The sequence below is a fragment of the Streptomyces sp. GQFP genome, assembly GCF_021545335.1.
Classification (GTDB): Bacteria; Actinomycetota; Actinomycetes; order Streptomycetales; family Streptomycetaceae; genus Streptomyces.
Genome location: NZ_CP089312.1, coordinates 5,183,016 through 5,200,662, shown reverse-complemented (window position 1 = coordinate 5,200,662; position 17,647 = coordinate 5,183,016). Strand labels below are relative to the sequence as shown.

Below are 17,647 nucleotides of genomic sequence, written 5' to 3'. Positions count from 1 at the left end.
CTGAAACGACATCTGAATGTGCCCTAGATCTCCTTGCGGAAGCCCTCCGCCACCTTCAGGAAGATGTCGTTCGCCTCGGTCTCACCGACCGTGACCCGAACCCCCTCGCCCGGGAACGGCCGCACGACCACCCCGGCCCGCTCGCACACCGCCGCGAAGTCCACCGTGTGCTCCCCCAGCCGCAGCCACACGAAGTTCGCCTGGGTGTCGGGCACCGTCCAGCCCTGGCCGCGCAGCCCGTCGACCACCCGGGTGCGCTCGGACACCAGCGAACCGACCCGGCCGAGCAGCGCGTCCTCGGCCCGCAGCGAGGCCACCGCAGCGTCCTGCGCGAGCTGGCTCACCCCGAACGGCACCGCCGTCTTGCGCAGCGCCGCCGCCACCGGCTCGTGCGCGATCGCGAACCCGACCCGGAGCCCGGCGAGGCCGTACGCCTTGGAGAAGGTCCGCAGCACACAGACGTTCGGCCGGTCGCGGTAGAGCACGACCCCGTCCGGCACCTCCCCCCCTTCACCTTCGGCGGCTCGCACGAACTCCTTGTAGGCCTCGTCCAGTACGACCAGCACATCACTGGGCACCCGGTCCAGGAACCGCTCCAGCTCGGTCCGCCGTACGGCCGTTCCCGTCGGGTTGTTGGGGTTGCAGACGAAGATCAGCCGGGTCCGGTCGGTGATCGCGTCCGCCATCGCGTCGAGGTCGTGCACGTCCCCGGGCGTCAACGGAACCTTGACCGACGTGGCGCCGCTGATCTGCGTGATGATCGGATAGGCCTCGAAGGACCGCCAGGCGTAGATCACCTCGTCGCCGGGCCCACTGGTCGACTGGACCAGCTGCTGCGCGACGCCGACCGAACCGGTGCCGGTGGCGATGTGGGAGACCGGCACGGCGAAACGTTCGGCCAGCTCGTTCATGAGCCCCGTACAGGCCATGTCCGGGTAGCGGTTGAAGGCGCCGGCCGCCGCCGTCACGGTCTCCAGCACGCCGGGCAGCGGCGGGTACGGGTTCTCGTTCGAGGACAGTTTGTAGGCCACCGGGCCGTCGGCCGCGGCCGGCCTGCCCGGCTTGTAGGTGGGGATACCCTCCAGCTCGGCACGCAGCTTGGGGCTCGTCTCGCTCACCACAGTCCTCCTCGTGACCACCAGCTACCAATACTCCTCACCCTATGAGGATTCGGCGCCGCTGCGTACGGGCCGGTCGTGTCCGGAACGCAACCCCACCTGTCACACAGGCATCAGGGGTACCACCGTACAAAGTTGTACGAATTAGGGGGCGCATCACACCTTCCGGCACACGCCGGTGGCTCACGCCGTGGCGCGCATCCCTCGTAGAGGTGAGTTGAGACCTCTTCGAAACATCGGTCACTTGGCAGGCCTATGCGCGCGGACAAGTCACGTAGGGCAGTAATATCGTTCAACTGACTTTCTTTCTAAGGCAGTTGATGAGCTTTGACCATGCAGAAACGTGCCTGTCAACGGCTGCATATGCGTCCGCACTACCCCACCGCATGAGCCCTACTATCGGCTCGCCATGACAGCAGCAGGGAAGCACCAGGTGAGCCGCGCGGAGACAACCCGACGAGGCAATCGGCCGGGACGGGCAGGCATCAGAGACGTGGCCGCCGCCGCCGGGGTCTCGATCACGACCGTCTCCGACGCCCTCAACGGAAAGGGCCGGCTCCCGGACGCCACCCGACGCCATGTCCGTGAGGTCGCGGACCGGCTGGGCTATCGCCCGTCGGCCGCGGCCCGAACCCTCCGTACCGGCAAGTCAGGACTGATCGGCCTGACCGTGACGACGTACGGGGATGAACCTTTCACCTTCACCGAGTTCGCGTACTTCGCGGAGATGGCCAGAGCCGCCACCTCGGCCGCGCTCGCCCGGGGCTACGCCCTGGTCATCCTCCCCGCGACCTCGCGCCACGACGTGTGGTCGAACGTCGCCCTGGACGGCACGGTCGTCATCGACCCGTCCGACCACGACCCGGTGGTCAGCGAACTCGTCCGGCAGGGCCTGCCGGTCGTCTCCGACGGCCGCCCGGCCGGCACGCTCCCGGTCACCGCGTGGGTCGACAACGACCACGAGGCTGCCGTCCTGGGCATCCTCGACCACCTGGCCGCCGCCGGCGCCCGCCGCATCGGCCTCCTGACGGGGACCTCCACCGACACCTACACCCACCTCTCCACCACGGCGTACCTGCACTGGTGCGAGCGAGTCGGCCAGGACCCGGTGTACGAGTCCTACCCGGCGCACGACCCGTGCGCGGGAGCCGTGGCCGCCGACCGGCTGCTGGCCCGTCCGGACCGTCCGGACGCCGTCTACGGCCTCTTCGACCCGAACGGCACCGACCTGCTCGCCGCGGCCCGCCGCTACGGCCTGCGCGTCCCGGACGACCTGCTGCTGGTCTGCTGCAGCGAGTCCACGGTGTACGCCAACACCGAGCCGCCGATCACCACGCTCTCCCTGAAGCCGCGCCGGATCGGCACGGCGGTGGTCCAGCTCCTGATCGACGCCATCGAGAACGTCGATTCGGACCTGCCGGTCGAGCAGGTGATACCGACGGAACTGATCGTGCGGACGTCCTCGCAGCGCCGTCCGCCGCGTACGACGGTCAGTCCGCCGCGGTCGCCCGAGGAAGGCTGATCCGGGCGCGGTGACGAGGGGCGGGGAACGTGGGCTTGTCCGGGGCGGGCTCCCGGGGAGCGGGGCCGTACGAGGGGTCGGCCCCGTAGGGGAATCGGGAGCCCGGCCCCGTTCAGGAACGCGGACACCGGCCTCGGGACAGTTCACGGGCGCCGGTGTCATGATCGTACGAAGCGTCGGTGTCCAAGGGGTGGAGCAAAGTACGAAGCAGGGGAGTCCAAGGCGGTCCCGTACGGGAAAGCCCCTCCGAATCGGGGCGAAAGCCGCGGTGAACTGGGCTCCTTCGCCGATTCACCACCCCTGGGTCATCACATGGCGCGATCCGCATTCCTATGATGGGCCCACGACACCGCGGGCCGCTGCGACCAGGCAGTCCGATGCGGTGCAGATGCGGCGCGATGGTGGAGGGGTCGATGACTCAGGGGGCCGGTCAGGGACCCGAGGTGACGCGGACGGCGACGTTGCGCGACTTCCGGGTGCCCGCGTACGTCCATGAGACCGGTCCGTACGCCGACGGCACGGCCCCCGGCGACATCCCAGCCGGGACGGCCGACACCGAGGTCCAGGAGACCGCGGAGGGCGTGCAGACCCTGGCGGATCTGGACGAGTATCCCGACGGGTACACGCCGACCCAGCGCGACCTGCCCGTCATCAACCGCGGTGACACGCTTCAGGTGACCGTCGACCCCGCCGACCTGGCCGCCGACGGCCCGGGACCCCTGTTCGTCGTCGGGGACGTCCACGGCTACCTCGACGAACTGGTGGGCGCACTCCAGGAGCAGGGCCTGATCGACAGCGAGTGCAACTGGTCCGCGGGCACCGCCCGGCTCTGGTTCCTCGGCGACTTCACCGACCGCGGCCCGGACGGCATCGGCGTCATCGACCTGGTGATGCGGCTGTCCGCCGAGGCGGCCGCGGCCGGCGGCTACTGCAAGGCCCTCATGGGCAACCACGAGCTGCTGCTCCTCGGCGCCAAGCGGTTCGGTGACACCCCCGTCAACTCGGGCGCGGGCACGGCCACCTTCCAGGCGGCCTGGCTGCTCAACGGCGGCCAGAAGACCGACATGGACCGGCTGCAGGACCACCATCTCCAGTGGATGGCCCGCCTCGACGCGATCGAGGAGGTCGACGGCCATCTGCTCGTGCACTCGGACACCACCGCCTACCTCGACTACGGTGACTCGATCGAGGCGGTCAACGACACCGTCCGCGAGACGATCACGCGCAACGACGCGGACGAGGTGTGGGATCTGTTCCGCAAGTTCACCAAGCGCTTCTCCTTCCGCGACGAGGGCGGTGCCGAGGCCGTACGCTCCCTTCTCGATACGTACGGCGGCACCCGCATCGTTCACGGCCACAGCCCCATCCCCTATCTGGTGGGCGAAGTCGGCACCGAGGACGACGGTGAGGACAGTTCCGGTCCGAACATCGAACATCCGCATGTCTACGCCGACGGACTCGCCATCGCGATGGACGGCGGCGTGACCATGGCCGGAAAACTGCTGGTCCAGGAACTTCCGCTGGATCTCTGACGGATATCCGGGCGTTCCTGGGGCAGGCGTCCCCCGGCGGTGAACCGCATCGGGCGGGGGACAGTCACACGGCAATTTCTTCAAACCCCCTGTCACCGCGCGCCGTCGCCGCTCTACCATCGGCTTATCCGTAGCAGGCTCCCCTCCGTTTCTGCCCGACGGCTCGTCAGCATGCCGAGCCCCAAGCCCTACGGAGCATCGGGGGATGCACATGAACAGCGTTCCGCAGCACCTGCTGAACGAGGACCGCCAGGAATACGAGCGGATCCTCGATGAGGCGCTGCGCTCCGCCCCACACCGCCCGGAACTGGCCGCCGTCGGTCAGCGGCTGAACCCCGAACAACTGCGCACCATGGCACTGAACGCCACGGCGCTCATCACGGTCGCCGCGGCGGCCGAATACCAGCACTACGTGAAGGTCCGCGACGAACTGCGCCACCCGGCGCCGTCCAACCCGTCCGTCCGCGGCACCGGCTCCACCGAGCCGGGCCCGAGCGCCATGGGGTTCGCCACCGGCATGGGCGAGGTCACCGCCGAGACCGCCGGGGCGGGCGCCGTCGCCGTCGTCGCGGTCCTGGCTCCCGTCCTCGCGGGCACGGCCGCGGCGATCTTCCTGCTCGTGGGCTACATCCTCAAGATGCTCGACCCCGAGCCGGCGTTCGCCCAGACCATGCTCACCACCGGATGGGTGTTCGGTGCGGTGACCGCGGCAGCGATACTCGTCGCGGCGGTCGGCCTGCTGCTCACCGCCCTGCGCAACAGCCCGGACCAGGAGGAGGCCGGGGCGTACGGCGAACTGACCGGGGAGGTGGCCCAGGCCAGGGAAGCCTGGCGCGAGGCCCTGCTGGAGCGCGGCATCCTGCCGTTCCTCCGCGAGGCCCTCGCCGACCCCGGTACGGCGGCCATGAACCGCAAACCGGCCCCGGAACCCACCACCGGCCGAATGCCGAACCTCGGCTACAACCGGCCCGGCTTCAGCAGCCCCGAGGGCGGCCCCACGACGAGCCACCGCCCCCGCTTCTCTAGCCCGGACTTCACCAGCCCGGACTTCGGAGGCCCGGACCACCCGCCGGAGTGACCGACCGGTGGTCCGCACGCAGGACTCAGGTGGAGCGGGCGGCAGCGAAGCCGCCTGACCACCTGGGCTTCCGCACAGCCCCCTTGCCGGTGTCAGTCCGCGATCGGCAGATAGACCCGGTTGCCCGCGGCCGCGAACTCCTTCGACTTCTGCGCCATGCCCTGCTCGATCTCCACCGGTGTACTGCCGTGTTCTCGGCGGATGTCGTGCGAGATCTTCATGCTGCAGAACTTCGGCCCGCACATCGAGCAGAAGTGGGCCGTCTTGGCGGGCTCGGCCGGGAGGGTCTCGTCGTGGAACTCGCGTGCCGTGTCCGGGTCCAGGGCCAGGTTGAACTGGTCCTCCCACCGGAACTCGAAGCGGGCGTCGGAGAGCGCGTCATCCCATTCCTGTGCACCTGGGTGCCCCTTGGCGAGGTCGGCTGCGTGGGCGGCGATCTTGTAGGTGATGACGCCGGTCTTGACGTCGTCACGATTGGGCAGGCCCAAGTGCTCCTTGGGCGTGACATAGCAGAGCATGGCCGTGCCCCACCAGGCGATCATCGCGGCACCGATGCCGGAAGTGATGTGGTCGTACGCAGGCGCGACGTCTGTCGTCAGCGGGCCGAGCGTATAGAACGGAGCTTCATCACAGATCTCCTGCTGTAGGTCGATGTTCTCCTTGATCTTGTGCATCGGGACGTGTCCCGGGCCTTCGATCATCGTCTGTACATGGAAACGCTTCGCGATCGTGTTGAGTTCCCCGAGTGTCCGCAACTCCGCGAATTGTGCCTGGTCGTTGGCGTCCGCGATCGAGCCGGGCCGCAGGCCGTCGCCGAGCGAGTACGTGACGTCGTACGCGGCGAGGATCTCGCACAGTTCTTCGAAGTTCGCGTACAGGAACGACTCCTTGTGGTGCGCCAGGCACCACGCCGCCATGATCGAACCGCCGCGCGAGACGATGCCCGTCTTACGGTTCGCGGTGAGCGGTACGTACGCCAGGCGGACGCCCGCGTGCACCGTCATGTAGTCGACGCCCTGCTCGGCCTGTTCGACGACCGTGTCCTTGTAGATCTCCCAGGTCAGTTCCTCGGCCCTGCCGTCCACCTTCTCCAGCGCCTGGTAGAGCGGCACCGTGCCGATCGGAACGGGGGAGTTGCGCAGCACCCATTCACGGGTGGTGTGGATGTTGCGGCCGGTCGACAGGTCCATGACCGTGTCGGCGCCCCAGCGCGTCGCCCAGGTCATCTTCTCGACCTCCTCCTCGATGGAGGAGGTGACCGCGGAGTTGCCGATGTTGGCGTTGACCTTCACCAGGAACCGCTTGCCGATGATCATCGGCTCGATCTCCGGGTGGTTGACGTTGGCGGGCAGTACGGCACGCCCGGCGGCGATCTCCTCGCGGACCACCTCGGGGTCGACGTGCTCCCGCACGGCCACGAACTCCATCTCGGGCGTGATCTCCCCTCGGCGGGCGTACGCGAGTTGCGTCACCGCCTGTCCGGTCCGGCTCCGGCGCGGCTGCCGGGGCCTTCCCGGGAACACCGCGTCAAGGTTCCTGAGCCCACCGCGCGGCGAGGTGTGCTTGATCCCGTCGTCCTCCGGACGGACAGGACGGCCCGCGTACTCCTCGGTGTCACCACGAGCGATGATCCAGTTGTCGCGCAGCGGCGCCAGCCCCCTGCGAACGTCGGTGTCGACCAGCGGGTCGGTGTACGGGCCCGAGGTGTCGTACAGCGTGACCGACTTCCCATTGGTGAGGTGCACCTGACGGACCGGCACCCGCAGGTCGGGGCGCGAGCCGCCGACATACCCCTTGTGCCAGCCGATGGACTTCCCGGCCTCCTGGGACTGTTCGCCCTGGGTGGGCTGTTCGTCCTGGCTGGAGGCAGGCGTGCGTACGTCCTTGATGGTCATGAGACCTACTCCCTACGCCGGCATTACCCGGTAACAGGTTCAGCGGTCGACGCAGCGGCTTCCGTCTGCCGATGTTTCATGTGAAACATCACTCGTTCCACATGTTCCACGTGAAACATCGCAAAGACGGAGGTCAGCGCCCTCTCAGCCCGGTGCTCCGAGCTCCCGCGTGTGCAAAGGTGCCTCCACGCTAGCGTCAATTTGGGCGAGGTGAACAGAGGGCCCCTGTCGTTCTTGCGATGATCGGGCGGTGACCACGACGCAAGGACCCCCGTACCCGCCCTCCGAGCCACCGCGCGGAAGCGGTGCCGGGCGCGCCTCCGGGCCGGGCAGCGGAAATGGCGACAACACCGGTCCGCAGCGCAGATTCCGGCTGGGCGACGGCCCCGGTGGACCCGGTGGTGCGCCCGGAACCAGAGCAGGAACGGGCAGCGACGCCGGCGGAGCGACCGGACCGAGTGGCGGTCCCGGACACGGGCCCGGTCAGCGGATCGATCGCGGCTACGCGCCCGGATCGGGAGCGGGCCAAGGCCGCCGAACGGGCCCGGGCGGCCAAGGCCCAGGCCCCGGGTACGGAGCCGAGGGGCCCGAGACCGGTCAGTTCAGCCCCCTTCCCATGTCCGGTGGCGGGCGAGGTCCTGCCCCCGGGGCAGGCGGCGGGCACGATCACGACTCCGGCCCGGGACACGGCGCCGGCCATGGGCACGGGCATGGTCCCGGTGACGGTCACGATGGCGGGCCTGGCGGCAACTCCGGCGGTGGCCATAGCCCTGGAGAAGGTGGCGGGCACGGCGCCGGACCGGGTGGCGAGCACGGGGGCGGGCACAGACCCGGGTCCGACGACTCCCACGGACCCGACGACAAGCACGGTTCCTCGCACGGCCACAGTCACAGCCATGGCCCGGCCGCCCCTGTCTCCATCCATCTACGGAAGATCATCGGCGCGATCCTGATCCCCTTCGCCGCGGCGGTCGTGGTCGGGCTCGCGGTGCTGTGGCCCGGAGGCGCCCCCGCGCACGAGCGCACCGGCGTCGGCTTCGACCGGCAGACCCAGGAGGCGACGGTCACCAAGGTCGTCGCGGTGGACTGCAAGTCCGTCAACGCCTCGGGGGACACCCCGACCGGCGACACGTCCACCGCCGAGGGCTCCTCCGCCCAGCAGCAGGCGACCGGCGACTGCAAGAGGGCGACGATCCGGGTCGACACCGGTGACGACAAGGGCCGTACGTTCACGGAGATCGTCCAGCCGGACCAGTCACGGCAGTTGCACCAGGGCGAGAAGGTCGTGGTCGCCTACGAGCCCTCCGCACCGAAGGACCTGCAGTACTCGGTCACCGACGTGAACCGCAGGCTCCCCATGGCCCTGCTGGCCGGCATCTTCGCGCTCGCCGTCGTGGTCGTCGGCCGTATGCGCGGTGTGATGGCGCTGGTCGCACTGGCCGTCAGCTTCATGGTGCTGACCTTCTTCATCCTGCCGGCGATTCTCCAGGGCTCGAATCCGCTGGTCGTGGCGGTCATCGGCGCCAGCGCCATCATGCTGATCGCGCTCTACATGTGCCACGGCCTCTCGGCCCGTACGTCCGTGGCGGTGCTCGGCACCCTGATCTCGCTGGTGCTGATCGGCGTCCTCGGCTCGGGGTTCATCGACTGGGCCGCGCTCACCGGCAACACGGACGACAACACGGGCCTGATCCATGGCCTGTATCCGTCCATCGACATGAGCGGCCTGCTGCTCGCGGGCGTCATCATCGGTTCGCTCGGTGTCCTCGACGATGTGACGGTGACGCAGACATCGGCGGTCTGGGAGCTCCACGCGGCCAATCCGACGATGGGGTGGCGCGGGCTGTATCGCGCAGGCATCCGCATCGGCCGCGACCACATCGCGTCCGTCGTCAACACCCTCGTCCTCGCCTACGCGGGCGCCGCGTTGCCGCTGCTGCTGCTCTTCTCGATCGCGCAGAGCAGCGTCGGGACGGTCGCCAACAGCGAACTCGTCGCGGAGGAGATCGTACGGACCCTGGTGGGCTCGATCGGCCTGGTGGCGTCCGTGCCGGTGACCACGCTCCTGGCGGCCCTGATGGTCTCGGCCGACCGCCCGGGCACGGCGTCTCCGGCTGCGGGAGCGGCAACGGGGGCCGGGCCCGGAACTCCTGCGGCGGCAGGGGCGGGAGCGGGAGCAGAGGCGGCGGCCCAGTCGGCCCCGGCCCGCGCCGGGAAGGGCCGTCGCCGCAAGCACTGACGGAGGCCGGGCACGCTTCTCCTCCCGGCGAGGAGGAGAAGCGTTACGTCACCGCCGGGGGCTCCGTTGCCGATCCGCTCAGCCGGCGCTCTGTTCCTCCGCCAGGATGCGGACCAGCGCCTCGTCGAGGTGGGCGTCGAAGTCGGCGAGGGAACGCTCCTGCCCCAACGGCACAAGCTTGTCCGTACGGTCGAGGAACGCCACCAGCGGCGCCGCACCGGAGCGGAACAGCGCCTGGTCGCCGCCGACCTGAAGCCGGATCAGCACCTCGCCCAGGACATCCGCGTCGGCGGGCGAGATCCGCACATCTCCGTCCCCACACGGCCGCCCCACGCCGTCGATCAGCAGCTCGCGCCCGAAGGCCCAGGTCACAGGGGCGTCGCCAGGCAAATGGAAGGTCAGCCGGACGGCATAGGGATCACAGGTCTCGTAGCGCAGCTCCACCGGAATGCGGAAGGAGAGCTCCTCCGAGACAAGAAAGCTCATCATGACTTCTGCCTGCACCGACTCGCGCATCGCCTACCCCGTCACTTGCCGTGAACTGGCCTGGAATCATCGCTCTGATACTGCTCGCATCTTGCTGAAAGTACACGGTGAATCACAAGGAGTGAGTTTTCAGATGCTGATAGAGATCGCAAGCGACCCGAGCAGTCTTCCGACCTCTGTTTGCAACTGCTGTGCCGCGATTAGCAGTCGATCAGCCTGGCTGGAAGGTAGAGAAATGGCCAAAGTTGCGGCCGTGGATCCGATGGTGATCGGAATCGCCGCGCAGACCGTCCCCAGCGCGTACTCCTGCCGCTCCACGACCACTTCCATCCGCCGCATCCGGTCGAGGCGGCGGAGCAGCGCGTGGCTGTCACGCACCGTGTAGGGGGTGACCGCCTGCACGGGGTGACGTTCGAGATGGTCGCGGCGGTCCTGCTCGTCCAACTGCGAGAGCAGGCACTGCCCGACGGCGTGTGCGTGCCCGGTTTCACGGAAGTCCGCCCACTCCTCGACCGCCGGGTTGGCGGGGGTGTCGGAGACGCACATGACGTCGACCTCGCCGTCGCGGTACACCGCGTAGTACACGGGCACGCCGATCGCGTCCCGCCAGTGCGCGAGTGCGTCCACCACCGTGCTGCGCCGCTTTTGCTGCGCACCGCTGCTGCCCAACTGCTCGGCCGCCTCGCCGAGGAAGAACAGCCCTTTCTCGCGCCGCAGATAGCCTTCGAAGACGAGCGTCCGCAGCAGGTGGTAGGCGGTCGGGAGGGCGAGACCGGTCTCGCGGGCCAGCTGCTTGGCGGGAGCGCCGTGTTCATGTGCGGCGACGGACTCCAGTAGTCGCATCGCCCGCTGCACGGAGCCGATCAGGGTCGCCGTGGGGTGCGGTTCGGCGGGCGGCACGAGCACGGGGACAGGTGCCGGTACGAGCGCGGGCACGGGTGCGGGCGCGGGTCTCTCGGTGGGCCGGACGCGCGTCCCCGGGGAGGGCGCGGCCCGCTGCTCGGGCCGGCGCTGTACGGGTGGAGCCTGTGGTGCCGCGGGTGCGGTGTCGACCATGACGAGGGTCACTCTCGAAGGCGAGGGGGCTGCCCGTGCGGAGAGACACGGAAGGAGGGGATGCGCCGTCCGCGGGGGCCGTCCCCGCGTCGAATTCCGGACTCTAACCGCCTGTCACCGCGCGCAGACGGCCCGTACGGGAAACTTCCCCCGCCCGAGGGAACCGGCGAATCCTGTTACCGACGCCCGCGCCGCCCCGCTCCCGTACGCCCATCACCCCTCGGCGGTCACCAGTCGCTGCGCGACGACGAACTCGACATGAACTTCCGTACGACGTAGATGAGTCCACCGACCAGGGCGACGAAGACCAGCGCCTTGAAGAGCAGGCCGATGACGAAGCCGACGACGGTCGCTATGAGACCGCCGAACACGACGAGGGCGATGACCGGCACCGCGACCCACTTCACCCACCACGGCATTCCCGCGAAGATCTCTCGCATCGCCCTTTTCCTTACTTCTCCGCCCGTCGCATCCGCCGGGGCCTGTGCCCTTCGCTCGTGCCGGGACATTCGATGTTCCGCCTTCGATGCTAGGGGCGGAGGGGGCCGGGCGGGGGCCTCGCATCCCTTGTCCTCCCCTGATCGAACCCCTAGGGAACCCTGAGGCTGCGGGTCACCTCTCGGGCGGAGAGAAGATCACCATGACCCGCAGGTCCTCGCTGATGTGGTGGAACTTGTGGGCCACCCCGGCCGGCACGTACACGACGCTGCCACGCGCCACCTGGGTCGTCTCCATGCCGACCGTGATCGCGGCGCGCCCGCTCACCACGAAGTACACCTCGTCCTGACTGTGGGGCTGCTGCGGGTCGTGCTCGCCCGCGTCCAGTGCGTACAGGCCGACCGACATGTTCCGTTCGTGCAGGAACTGCAGGTAGGCGCCGTCGTTGGCGGCACGTTCCGCCTCCAGTTCATCCAACCGGAATGCCTTCATCGCCCTCGCCCACGCTCGTAACCGATCTCGTCTGCCACGATCAGACACATGAAGAATTTCGTAGTCAAGACGATCGCCAACGCGGGTGCTCTCGGCGTGGCCGTGTGGGTGCTGGACAAGATCACCCTGACCGGTGACAACACGGGCAAGAAGATCGGCACACTGCTTGTCGTCGCGCTCCTGTTCGGCCTGGTGAACTTCCTGGTCAAGCCGATCCTGCAGGTGCTCACCTTCCCGCTGTTCATCCTCACGCTCGGCCTGATCACCCTGGTGGTCAACGCCCTGATGCTGCTGCTCACTTCATGGCTGGCCGACAAGTTCGATCTGAGCTTCCATGTGGATGGCTTCTGGACGGCCGTCCTGGGCGGCCTGATCATCTCGATCGTCTCCTGGGCGCTGCACATCGTCCTGCCCGACGAGGACTGAGGACGCCCGATGACCTACCGCGTCTGCTTCGTCTGCACCGGCAACATATGCCGCTCCCCGATGGCAGAGTCCGTCTTCCGCGCGCGCGTGGAGGAGGCCGGGCTGGCATACCTGATCGAGGCCGACAGCGCCGGTACCGGCGGCTGGCACGAGGGCGACGGCGCGGACCCGCGCACGGTCTCCGTGCTGGCGGCGGCCGGCTACGAAGGCGACCACGCGGCCCGTCAGTTCCAGGCCGCGTGGTTCGCCCGCCTCGACCTCGTCATCGCCCTCGACGCGGGCCACCTGAAGGCGCTGCGCCGCCTCGCACCCACCCCTGAGGACGCGGCGAAGGTACGCCTGCTGCGCTCCTACGATCCGGCGGCGGGCGCCGATCTCGACGTCCCGGACCCGTACTACGGGGGTATGGACGGTTTCGAGGAGTGCCTTGAGATGGTGGAGGCGGCGAGTGCTGGCCTGCTCACCGCGGTACAGGCGCAAGTGGAGGGACGGGCGGCATGAACGATCCTGCTGCGGACGAGGATTCGGGCGTACGCGCGAACCCGGGTACGGGTGACGGCACGCGCGCGGTGCGGGCGGGGCTGCCCGAGCCGGTCAAGTACGAACCGGCCCTCCCCGGTCCGGTGTTCGCGGCCCACTACCACCTGCCGGGTGCCCCCACCGGCCCCTACACCTACGGTCGCGACGAGAACCCGACCTGGACGCTGCTGGAGCGCGCCATCGGCGAGCTGGAGGCTCCGGGGCAGGAGGGCGTCGAGACGCTCGTCTTCGCCTCCGGCATGGCCGCCGTGTCGTCGGTGCTCTTCTCCCAGCTGCGCACCGGGGACACCGTCGTCCTGCCCGACGACGGCTACCAGGCACTGCCCCTGGTGCGAGCCCAACTGGAGGCGTACGGCATCGAGGTGCGCACCGCCGCAACGGGCGGCGACGCTCAGCTCGACGTTCTCGACGGCGCGCGCCTGCTGTGGATCGAGACCCCGTCGAACCCCGGACTCGACGTGTGCGACGTACGACGGCTCGCCGAGGCGGCACACGCGCATGGCTGTCTCGTGGCCGTCGACAACACCCTGGCGACACCGCTCGGCCAGCGCCCGCTGGAACTCGGTGCCGACTTCTCCGTGGCCAGCGGAACCAAGCAGCTCACCGGGCACGGCGACGTGCTCCTCGGCTACGTCACCGGGGCGGACGCCTCCGCGATGGCCGCCGTACGGCGGTGGCGCAAGATCGTCGGGGCGATTCCCGGGCCCATGGAGGCCTGGCTCGCGCACCGGTCGATCGCCACGCTCCCCTTGCGCGTCGACCGGCAGGACGCCACGGCGCTGGTCCTCGCCGAGGCCCTGCGCGAGCGGCCCGAGGTGACCGGGCTGCGCTATCCGGGGCTTCCGGAGGACCCCTCGTACAAGATCGCTTCGCGGCAGATGCGGCGCTATGGGTGTGTGGTTTCCTTCGTGCTGCCCACGCGCGCGCGTGCCGACCGTTTTCTCGGCGCGCTGCGGCTCGTGGACGACGCGACGAGCTTCGGCGGGGTACGGTCCACGGCCGAGCGGCGCGGCCGGTGGGGCGGGGACGCCGTGCCCGAGGGCTTCGTCCGCTTCTCGGTCGGCGCCGAGGACCCGGAGGACCTGGTGGCGGATGTGCTGCGTGCGCTGGAGGAGTCGGCGGACCGACCACTCGGCACGGGGTGAAGAGGCGTTCCGCTCCGCCCGACGGCGGTCCGAGCCTCCCCCCTCGTGGCTCGGACCGCCGCGGTTCCGCGCGCGAAGAACCGCGCAAGCAAGGCTAGTTGACTCTGTGTCAGTGTCCAATCACTGTAGCGACAGAGACCTATCGACTTATTTATAGTTGGGCGCGGCCGGGGGCCGGGACGTGGGCAGAGAAGGGGAGGGCGCGGCATGGACCTGGCCTTGCTGCGCACCTTCGTGACCGTCCACCGCGCCGGCTCCTTCACCCGTGCCGCCGCTCTGCTGGGCCTCTCGCAGCCTGCCGTCACCTCGCAGATCCGCACCCTGGAGCGACAGCTGGGGCGCCCTCTGTTCCTCCGTCAGGCCCGTGGAGTGACCCCCACGACCATCGGCGACGAACTCGCGCACAAGGCTGCCCCGCACCTCGACGCGCTCGTGGAGATCACCGAGACCGGGCTCGACGAGGACTCCTCCGTACGCACACTGCATCTGGCCGGGCCGCCGGAGTTCACCGCGGAGCGCGCGCTTCCCGCCCTCACGGAACTGACCGGGGACGACGGCCAGGGCTTCGCGCTGCGGGTCTCGTTCGGCAATGCCGAGGAAACCCTGGAGGGGCTATCCGCCGGGCATCACGATCTGGCCATCAGTACGGCCCGTCCGCGCGGCTCCCTGCTCACAGCGACTGCGCTCTGCGACGAGGAGCACATCCTGGTCGCAGCGCCGCGCTGGGCCTGCCACTTCGGCCCCGGGAAGCTGCGCCGCAAGGGGGCCTCCGTCCTGGAGAACCTCCCTGTGGTGGAGGTCCACGAGTCGCTGCCCTTCATCTCCCGCTACTGGGCCTCCGTCTTCGACTCCCGCCCGGCGGCCTCGGGCACCGTCATCGTGCCCGACCTGCGCGCGGTGCTCACGTGCGCCGCCGCGGGCGCGGGGCTCGCGGTACTGCCCCGCTATCTGTGCGCGCCCGCGCTGGAGCGCGGCGAGGTGGTCGCTCTGCTCGATCCGGCGGTGCCCCCACTGCGGACGTACTTCCTGGTGGTCCGCACCGGCACACTGGCGATGCCCCATATCGCGCGGGCGCACGAGTGGCTCCAGCGCGCGGCCGCCGACTGGAGCTGAGCCCTCATGAATCCCGGTGATCCTTCTGCGGACCTCTGCGATGTTTCACGTGAAACAGGCATTTCGTTCGTGAGAGTCCAGCACCTTTGCGCAGCCGAGAACGCTCCATGGGGAACCGACATGTTTCACGTGGAACCAGCCGGGCCACATTCCTCCCATGACCGTCCGACCCGTGGTCAAGCGCACCGCACGCGCCATCCTGCTCGATGGCAATGACCTGATCCTCATCAAACGGACCAAGCCGGGGGTCGATCCCTACTGGCTCACTCCGGGCGGCGGGGTCGAACCGGACGACACGACCGTCGTCGACGCCCTGCACCGTGAAGTGCACGAAGAGCTGGGCGCCAAGATCACCGACGTGGTGCCCTGCTTCGTGGACACCGTCGAGCACATCGGCGCGGACGGCGGCGCCACGGGCGTGAAGGTGCAGCACTTCTTCGTCTGCCGGCTGGAGTCCATGAACCCCTCGCTGCGCCACGGCCCCGAAGTCGACGAGCCCTGCGGCGAGTACGAGATCGTCCGTATCCCCTTCACCCGGGTCGGCATCGCCTCCGTCCACCTCGTGCCGCTGTCGCTGCGCCACTATCTGGACGGGAACATCGAGGGCGTACGAGCGATGCACGCGCCCGATCTGGGCTGACAGCACGCACGCGGGTCAGTTCCCGGTGACGACCAGTTCCTCCACCGAGTCGTGGCGGATCCGGTCCGCGGGGAAACCGGCGCGACGCAGGGCCTCCACACCGCTGCGGATCATCCCGGGCGGGCCCGACAGATAGGCGTCGTACTCGTACCAGGGCCCGTACTCCCTTACGGCGTCGGGGAGCTGGAGATGCGCCTGCGCGTCGATGACCGCGCGCACGGCGAGCCACGGGTGGTTCTGCTGGAGGCGCAGCATGGTGTCGATGTCGTACAGGTCGACATCCGTACGGGCGCCGTAGAACACCTCGACCCGCCGCCGGTCACCGTGTTCGGCGACGTCCTCGACCAGTGCCTTGATGGGAGCGATGCCGGTACCCCCGCCCAGACAGAGCAGGCCGCTGTTGGTGGTGTGGTCGACGGTCATCGTGCCGGCGGGCGGGCCGAGCCGGACGATGTCGCCGGGCCGGGCCCGGTGCACCAGCGCGTTGGAGACCCAGCCCGCGGGCACCGCCTTCACGTGGAAGGACAGCAGACCGTCGGAGCGGGGCGCCGAGGCGAAGGAGTAGTGCCGCCAGATGCGGGGCCACCAGGGCGTCTCCAGGCTCGTGTACTGCCCGGCGAGGAACGGGTACGGCTGGTCGGGCCGGACGGTGAGAACAGCTATGTCCGGGGTCCGGAGGTCGTGCGAGACCACCTCCCCGTACCACCAGGCAGGAGCGCGCAGTTCGTCGACGGCCGCCGCGTCGATCATCACCTGCGACATCGTCGTGTAGGCCCGTACCCAGGCCGCCTCGGTCTCCGGGTTCCAGATCTCGGCTGCGTACCGGCTCAACGAGCCTATGAGGCACTCACCGACCGCCGGGTAGTGCTCGGGCCGGGTGCCGTACTTGCGGTGGCCCCGGCCGAGGTTCTGCAGATACGCGACGAGGACCTCGGTGTTGTCGATGTGCTTGGCGGCGGTGAGCAGCGCCTTGAGCAGCCGGTCCCGCTGGGTGTCCATCGCGGCCGGGAACAGCGAGCGCAGTTCGGGATGACGGACGAAGAGGAGCGCGTAGAAGTACGAGGTGGTCTTGTCGGCGACAGGACCGACCACGGCCATGGTCCGCCGGATAAGCACCGCGTCCGAGGACGCCTCCCGGCGGGGCTCGGAAGTGGTGGCCACGGGGACCGGCTCCAGACGGGGACGGGCGGGGGCCGCGGGGGGAGCGGGCTCGGGTGCGGGAGCCGGCGTATCGGAGGCCGGGGGTACTGATGCTGGGGGTACTGATGCCTGGGGCCGTGGGGCGAAGGGCGGGGGCTTCGGGGCTTCGGTGGCCGGGGGCACGGGAGCGAAGGGCGCGGGAAGCGGTGCCGCGGGGGCGAGGGGCAGGGGAGGCAGGGGCGCGGGAGTCAGAGGGCCCGCCGAGGGCTCGGGGGTCGACGGCGCGGGTATTCGTTCCTGCTCCGGCACGGGCTCGGTCACGGCTGGACGGGCGCTGTCGTCCGGTGCGGGGCTCGGGGAGCCGCCTGTACCGGGCCTGCCCACGGGACGCAGCGCGGCCAGCCGACTGCCTTCCGGCGCCTCCTGCTCGCCGCCCGGGGGCGCCTCCGGCTGCTTGCGCGGCTTGAACCAGCCGCCCCCGCCGCTGCCGCCGGAAGTGCCGTTGTCGGCGGACGTGGTGGTCGGAGCGTCCATGGTCTGCCTCGCCTCGAACATCTTTCGGTCGGTCTGCGCACTTCCTCGGTCGGAATGTGCCCGCGTTCCCCCGCTGACGGCTTGCTTTTCCCCGTTCGGCCTCTGTCCAACGCGGCCATATTCAACCCGGATTACCGTCCCGTACAGACAAGTAAGGCCAGAGTGTGACAATCGCCGCAGTGCTCTCACCGCAGCGTCCCACCATGGACGAACGCCTCCACCGTGTAACCGGAAATGCGAGTCTTCGATCTCT

At 69.4% G+C, this 17,647-nt stretch carries 16 protein-coding genes; 9 read left to right on the top strand and 7 right to left on the bottom strand.

What is annotated here, in order from left to right; genetic code table 11:
- Positions 1-23: 23 nt before the first annotated feature.
- Positions 24-1,118 carry a histidinol-phosphate transaminase gene (hisC, locus tag LUX31_RS23020; protein WP_235476867.1) on the bottom strand — a complete coding sequence of 365 codons (1,095 nt, stop codon included), beginning with the start codon at positions 1,116-1,118 and terminating at the stop codon, positions 24-26.
- A gap of 409 nt (positions 1,119-1,527) precedes the next feature.
- Between hisC and LUX31_RS23015 the strand changes: the two genes are divergently transcribed.
- From LUX31_RS23015 to LUX31_RS23005, 3 genes are all read left to right on the top strand, one after another.
- Complete coding sequence (locus tag LUX31_RS23015; protein WP_235476866.1) at positions 1,528-2,640, top strand: LacI family DNA-binding transcriptional regulator; 1,113 nt, start codon at positions 1,528-1,530, stop codon at positions 2,638-2,640.
- Positions 2,641-3,038: 398 nt separating this feature from the next.
- On the top strand, positions 3,039-4,172 hold the full coding sequence (locus LUX31_RS23010; protein ID WP_268828183.1) for a metallophosphoesterase: 1,134 nt from the start codon (positions 3,039-3,041) through the stop codon (positions 4,170-4,172).
- A gap of 205 nt (positions 4,173-4,377) precedes the next feature.
- Entirely contained in the window at positions 4,378-5,250 is an 873-nt protein-coding gene (locus LUX31_RS23005) for a hypothetical protein (protein WP_235476864.1), read from the top strand.
- A gap of 92 nt (positions 5,251-5,342) precedes the next feature.
- On the opposite strand, the gene thiC is transcribed toward LUX31_RS23005, so the two are convergent.
- Entirely contained in the window at positions 5,343-7,145 is a 1,803-nt protein-coding gene (thiC, locus tag LUX31_RS23000; protein WP_235476863.1) for a phosphomethylpyrimidine synthase ThiC, read from the bottom strand.
- 616 nt (positions 7,146-7,761) lie between these two features.
- On the opposite strand from thiC, the gene LUX31_RS22995 reads away from it, so the two are divergent.
- Positions 7,762-9,384 carry a YibE/F family protein gene (locus tag LUX31_RS22995; protein WP_235476862.1) on the top strand — a complete coding sequence of 541 codons (1,623 nt, stop codon included), beginning with the start codon at positions 7,762-7,764 and terminating at the stop codon, positions 9,382-9,384.
- Between the two features lie 78 nt (positions 9,385-9,462).
- On the opposite strand, the gene LUX31_RS22990 is transcribed toward LUX31_RS22995, so the two are convergent.
- The 4 genes from LUX31_RS22990 to LUX31_RS22975 all read right to left on the bottom strand — a co-directional run bounded on the left by LUX31_RS22990 (position 9,463) and on the right by LUX31_RS22975 (position 11,856).
- On the bottom strand, positions 9,463-9,900 hold the full coding sequence (locus LUX31_RS22990) for an SsgA family sporulation/cell division regulator (RefSeq protein WP_235476861.1): 438 nt from the start codon (positions 9,898-9,900) through the stop codon (positions 9,463-9,465).
- Positions 9,901-9,999: 99 nt separating this feature from the next.
- Complete coding sequence (locus LUX31_RS22985; protein ID WP_235476860.1) at positions 10,000-10,938, bottom strand: IclR family transcriptional regulator; 939 nt, start codon at positions 10,936-10,938, stop codon at positions 10,000-10,002.
- A 215-nt stretch (positions 10,939-11,153) separates the two neighbouring features.
- Positions 11,154-11,366 (bottom strand): DUF5326 family protein, encoded by a 213-nt coding sequence (locus tag LUX31_RS22980; RefSeq protein WP_006373816.1) that lies wholly within the window; start codon positions 11,364-11,366, stop codon positions 11,154-11,156.
- A 172-nt stretch (positions 11,367-11,538) separates the two neighbouring features.
- The gene (locus LUX31_RS22975; protein ID WP_235476859.1) at positions 11,539-11,856 is read right to left on the bottom strand and encodes a cupin domain-containing protein; all 318 of its coding nucleotides are present in this window, start codon (positions 11,854-11,856) and stop codon (positions 11,539-11,541) included.
- A gap of 48 nt (positions 11,857-11,904) precedes the next feature.
- Between LUX31_RS22975 and LUX31_RS22970 the strand changes: the two genes are divergently transcribed.
- The 5 genes from LUX31_RS22970 (at position 11,905) to LUX31_RS22950 (ending at position 15,720) form a co-directional block, all read left to right on the top strand.
- Entirely contained in the window at positions 11,905-12,282 is a 378-nt protein-coding gene (locus LUX31_RS22970) for a phage holin family protein (protein WP_235476858.1), read from the top strand.
- 9 nt (positions 12,283-12,291) lie between these two features.
- On the top strand, positions 12,292-12,783 hold the full coding sequence (locus tag LUX31_RS22965; protein WP_235476857.1) for a low molecular weight protein-tyrosine-phosphatase: 492 nt from the start codon (positions 12,292-12,294) through the stop codon (positions 12,781-12,783).
- Positions 12,780-13,967 (top strand): cystathionine gamma-lyase, encoded by a 1,188-nt coding sequence (locus LUX31_RS22960; protein WP_235476856.1) that lies wholly within the window; start codon positions 12,780-12,782, stop codon positions 13,965-13,967. The genes LUX31_RS22965 and LUX31_RS22960 overlap by 4 nt, the downstream gene beginning before the upstream one ends.
- A gap of 207 nt (positions 13,968-14,174) precedes the next feature.
- Positions 14,175-15,080, top strand: a complete 906-nt coding sequence (locus tag LUX31_RS22955; protein WP_235476855.1) for a LysR family transcriptional regulator — start codon at positions 14,175-14,177, stop codon at positions 15,078-15,080.
- 157 nt (positions 15,081-15,237) lie between these two features.
- Positions 15,238-15,720 (top strand): NUDIX domain-containing protein, encoded by a 483-nt coding sequence (locus tag LUX31_RS22950; RefSeq protein WP_235476854.1) that lies wholly within the window; start codon positions 15,238-15,240, stop codon positions 15,718-15,720.
- Between the two features lie 15 nt (positions 15,721-15,735).
- Here LUX31_RS22950 and LUX31_RS22945 read toward each other — a convergent pair whose 3' ends face one another.
- Positions 15,736-17,394 (bottom strand): globin domain-containing protein, encoded by a 1,659-nt coding sequence (locus LUX31_RS22945; RefSeq protein ID WP_235476853.1) that lies wholly within the window; start codon positions 17,392-17,394, stop codon positions 15,736-15,738.
- Positions 17,395-17,647: the final 253 nt, after the last annotated feature.

Bases quoted from the DNA above. Each gene is read 5' to 3' on its own strand.
- LUX31_RS23015 (WP_235476866.1), top strand. From the start codon at position 1,528: ATGACAGCAGCAGGGAAGCACCAGGTGAGCCGCGCGGAGACAACCCGA.
- LUX31_RS23010 (WP_268828183.1), top strand. From the start codon at position 3,039: ATGGTGGAGGGGTCGATGACTCAGGGGGCCGGTCAGGGACCCGAGGTG.
- LUX31_RS23005 (WP_235476864.1), top strand. From the start codon at position 4,378: ATGCACATGAACAGCGTTCCGCAGCACCTGCTGAACGAGGACCGCCAG.
- thiC (WP_235476863.1), bottom strand. From the start codon at position 7,145: ATGACCATCAAGGACGTACGCACGCCTGCCTCCAGCCAGGACGAACAG.
- LUX31_RS22995 (WP_235476862.1), top strand. From the start codon at position 7,762: ATGTCCGGTGGCGGGCGAGGTCCTGCCCCCGGGGCAGGCGGCGGGCAC.
- LUX31_RS22990 (WP_235476861.1), bottom strand. From the start codon at position 9,900: ATGCGCGAGTCGGTGCAGGCAGAAGTCATGATGAGCTTTCTTGTCTCG.
- LUX31_RS22980 (WP_006373816.1), bottom strand. From the start codon at position 11,366: ATGCGAGAGATCTTCGCGGGAATGCCGTGGTGGGTGAAGTGGGTCGCG.
- LUX31_RS22975 (WP_235476859.1), bottom strand. From the start codon at position 11,856: ATGAAGGCATTCCGGTTGGATGAACTGGAGGCGGAACGTGCCGCCAAC.
- LUX31_RS22970 (WP_235476858.1), top strand. From the start codon at position 11,905: ATGAAGAATTTCGTAGTCAAGACGATCGCCAACGCGGGTGCTCTCGGC.
- LUX31_RS22965 (WP_235476857.1), top strand. From the start codon at position 12,292: ATGACCTACCGCGTCTGCTTCGTCTGCACCGGCAACATATGCCGCTCC.
- LUX31_RS22960 (WP_235476856.1), top strand. From the start codon at position 12,780: ATGAACGATCCTGCTGCGGACGAGGATTCGGGCGTACGCGCGAACCCG.
- LUX31_RS22955 (WP_235476855.1), top strand. From the start codon at position 14,175: ATGGACCTGGCCTTGCTGCGCACCTTCGTGACCGTCCACCGCGCCGGC.
- LUX31_RS22950 (WP_235476854.1), top strand. From the start codon at position 15,238: ATGACCGTCCGACCCGTGGTCAAGCGCACCGCACGCGCCATCCTGCTC.
- LUX31_RS22945 (WP_235476853.1), bottom strand. From the start codon at position 17,394: ATGGACGCTCCGACCACCACGTCCGCCGACAACGGCACTTCCGGCGGC.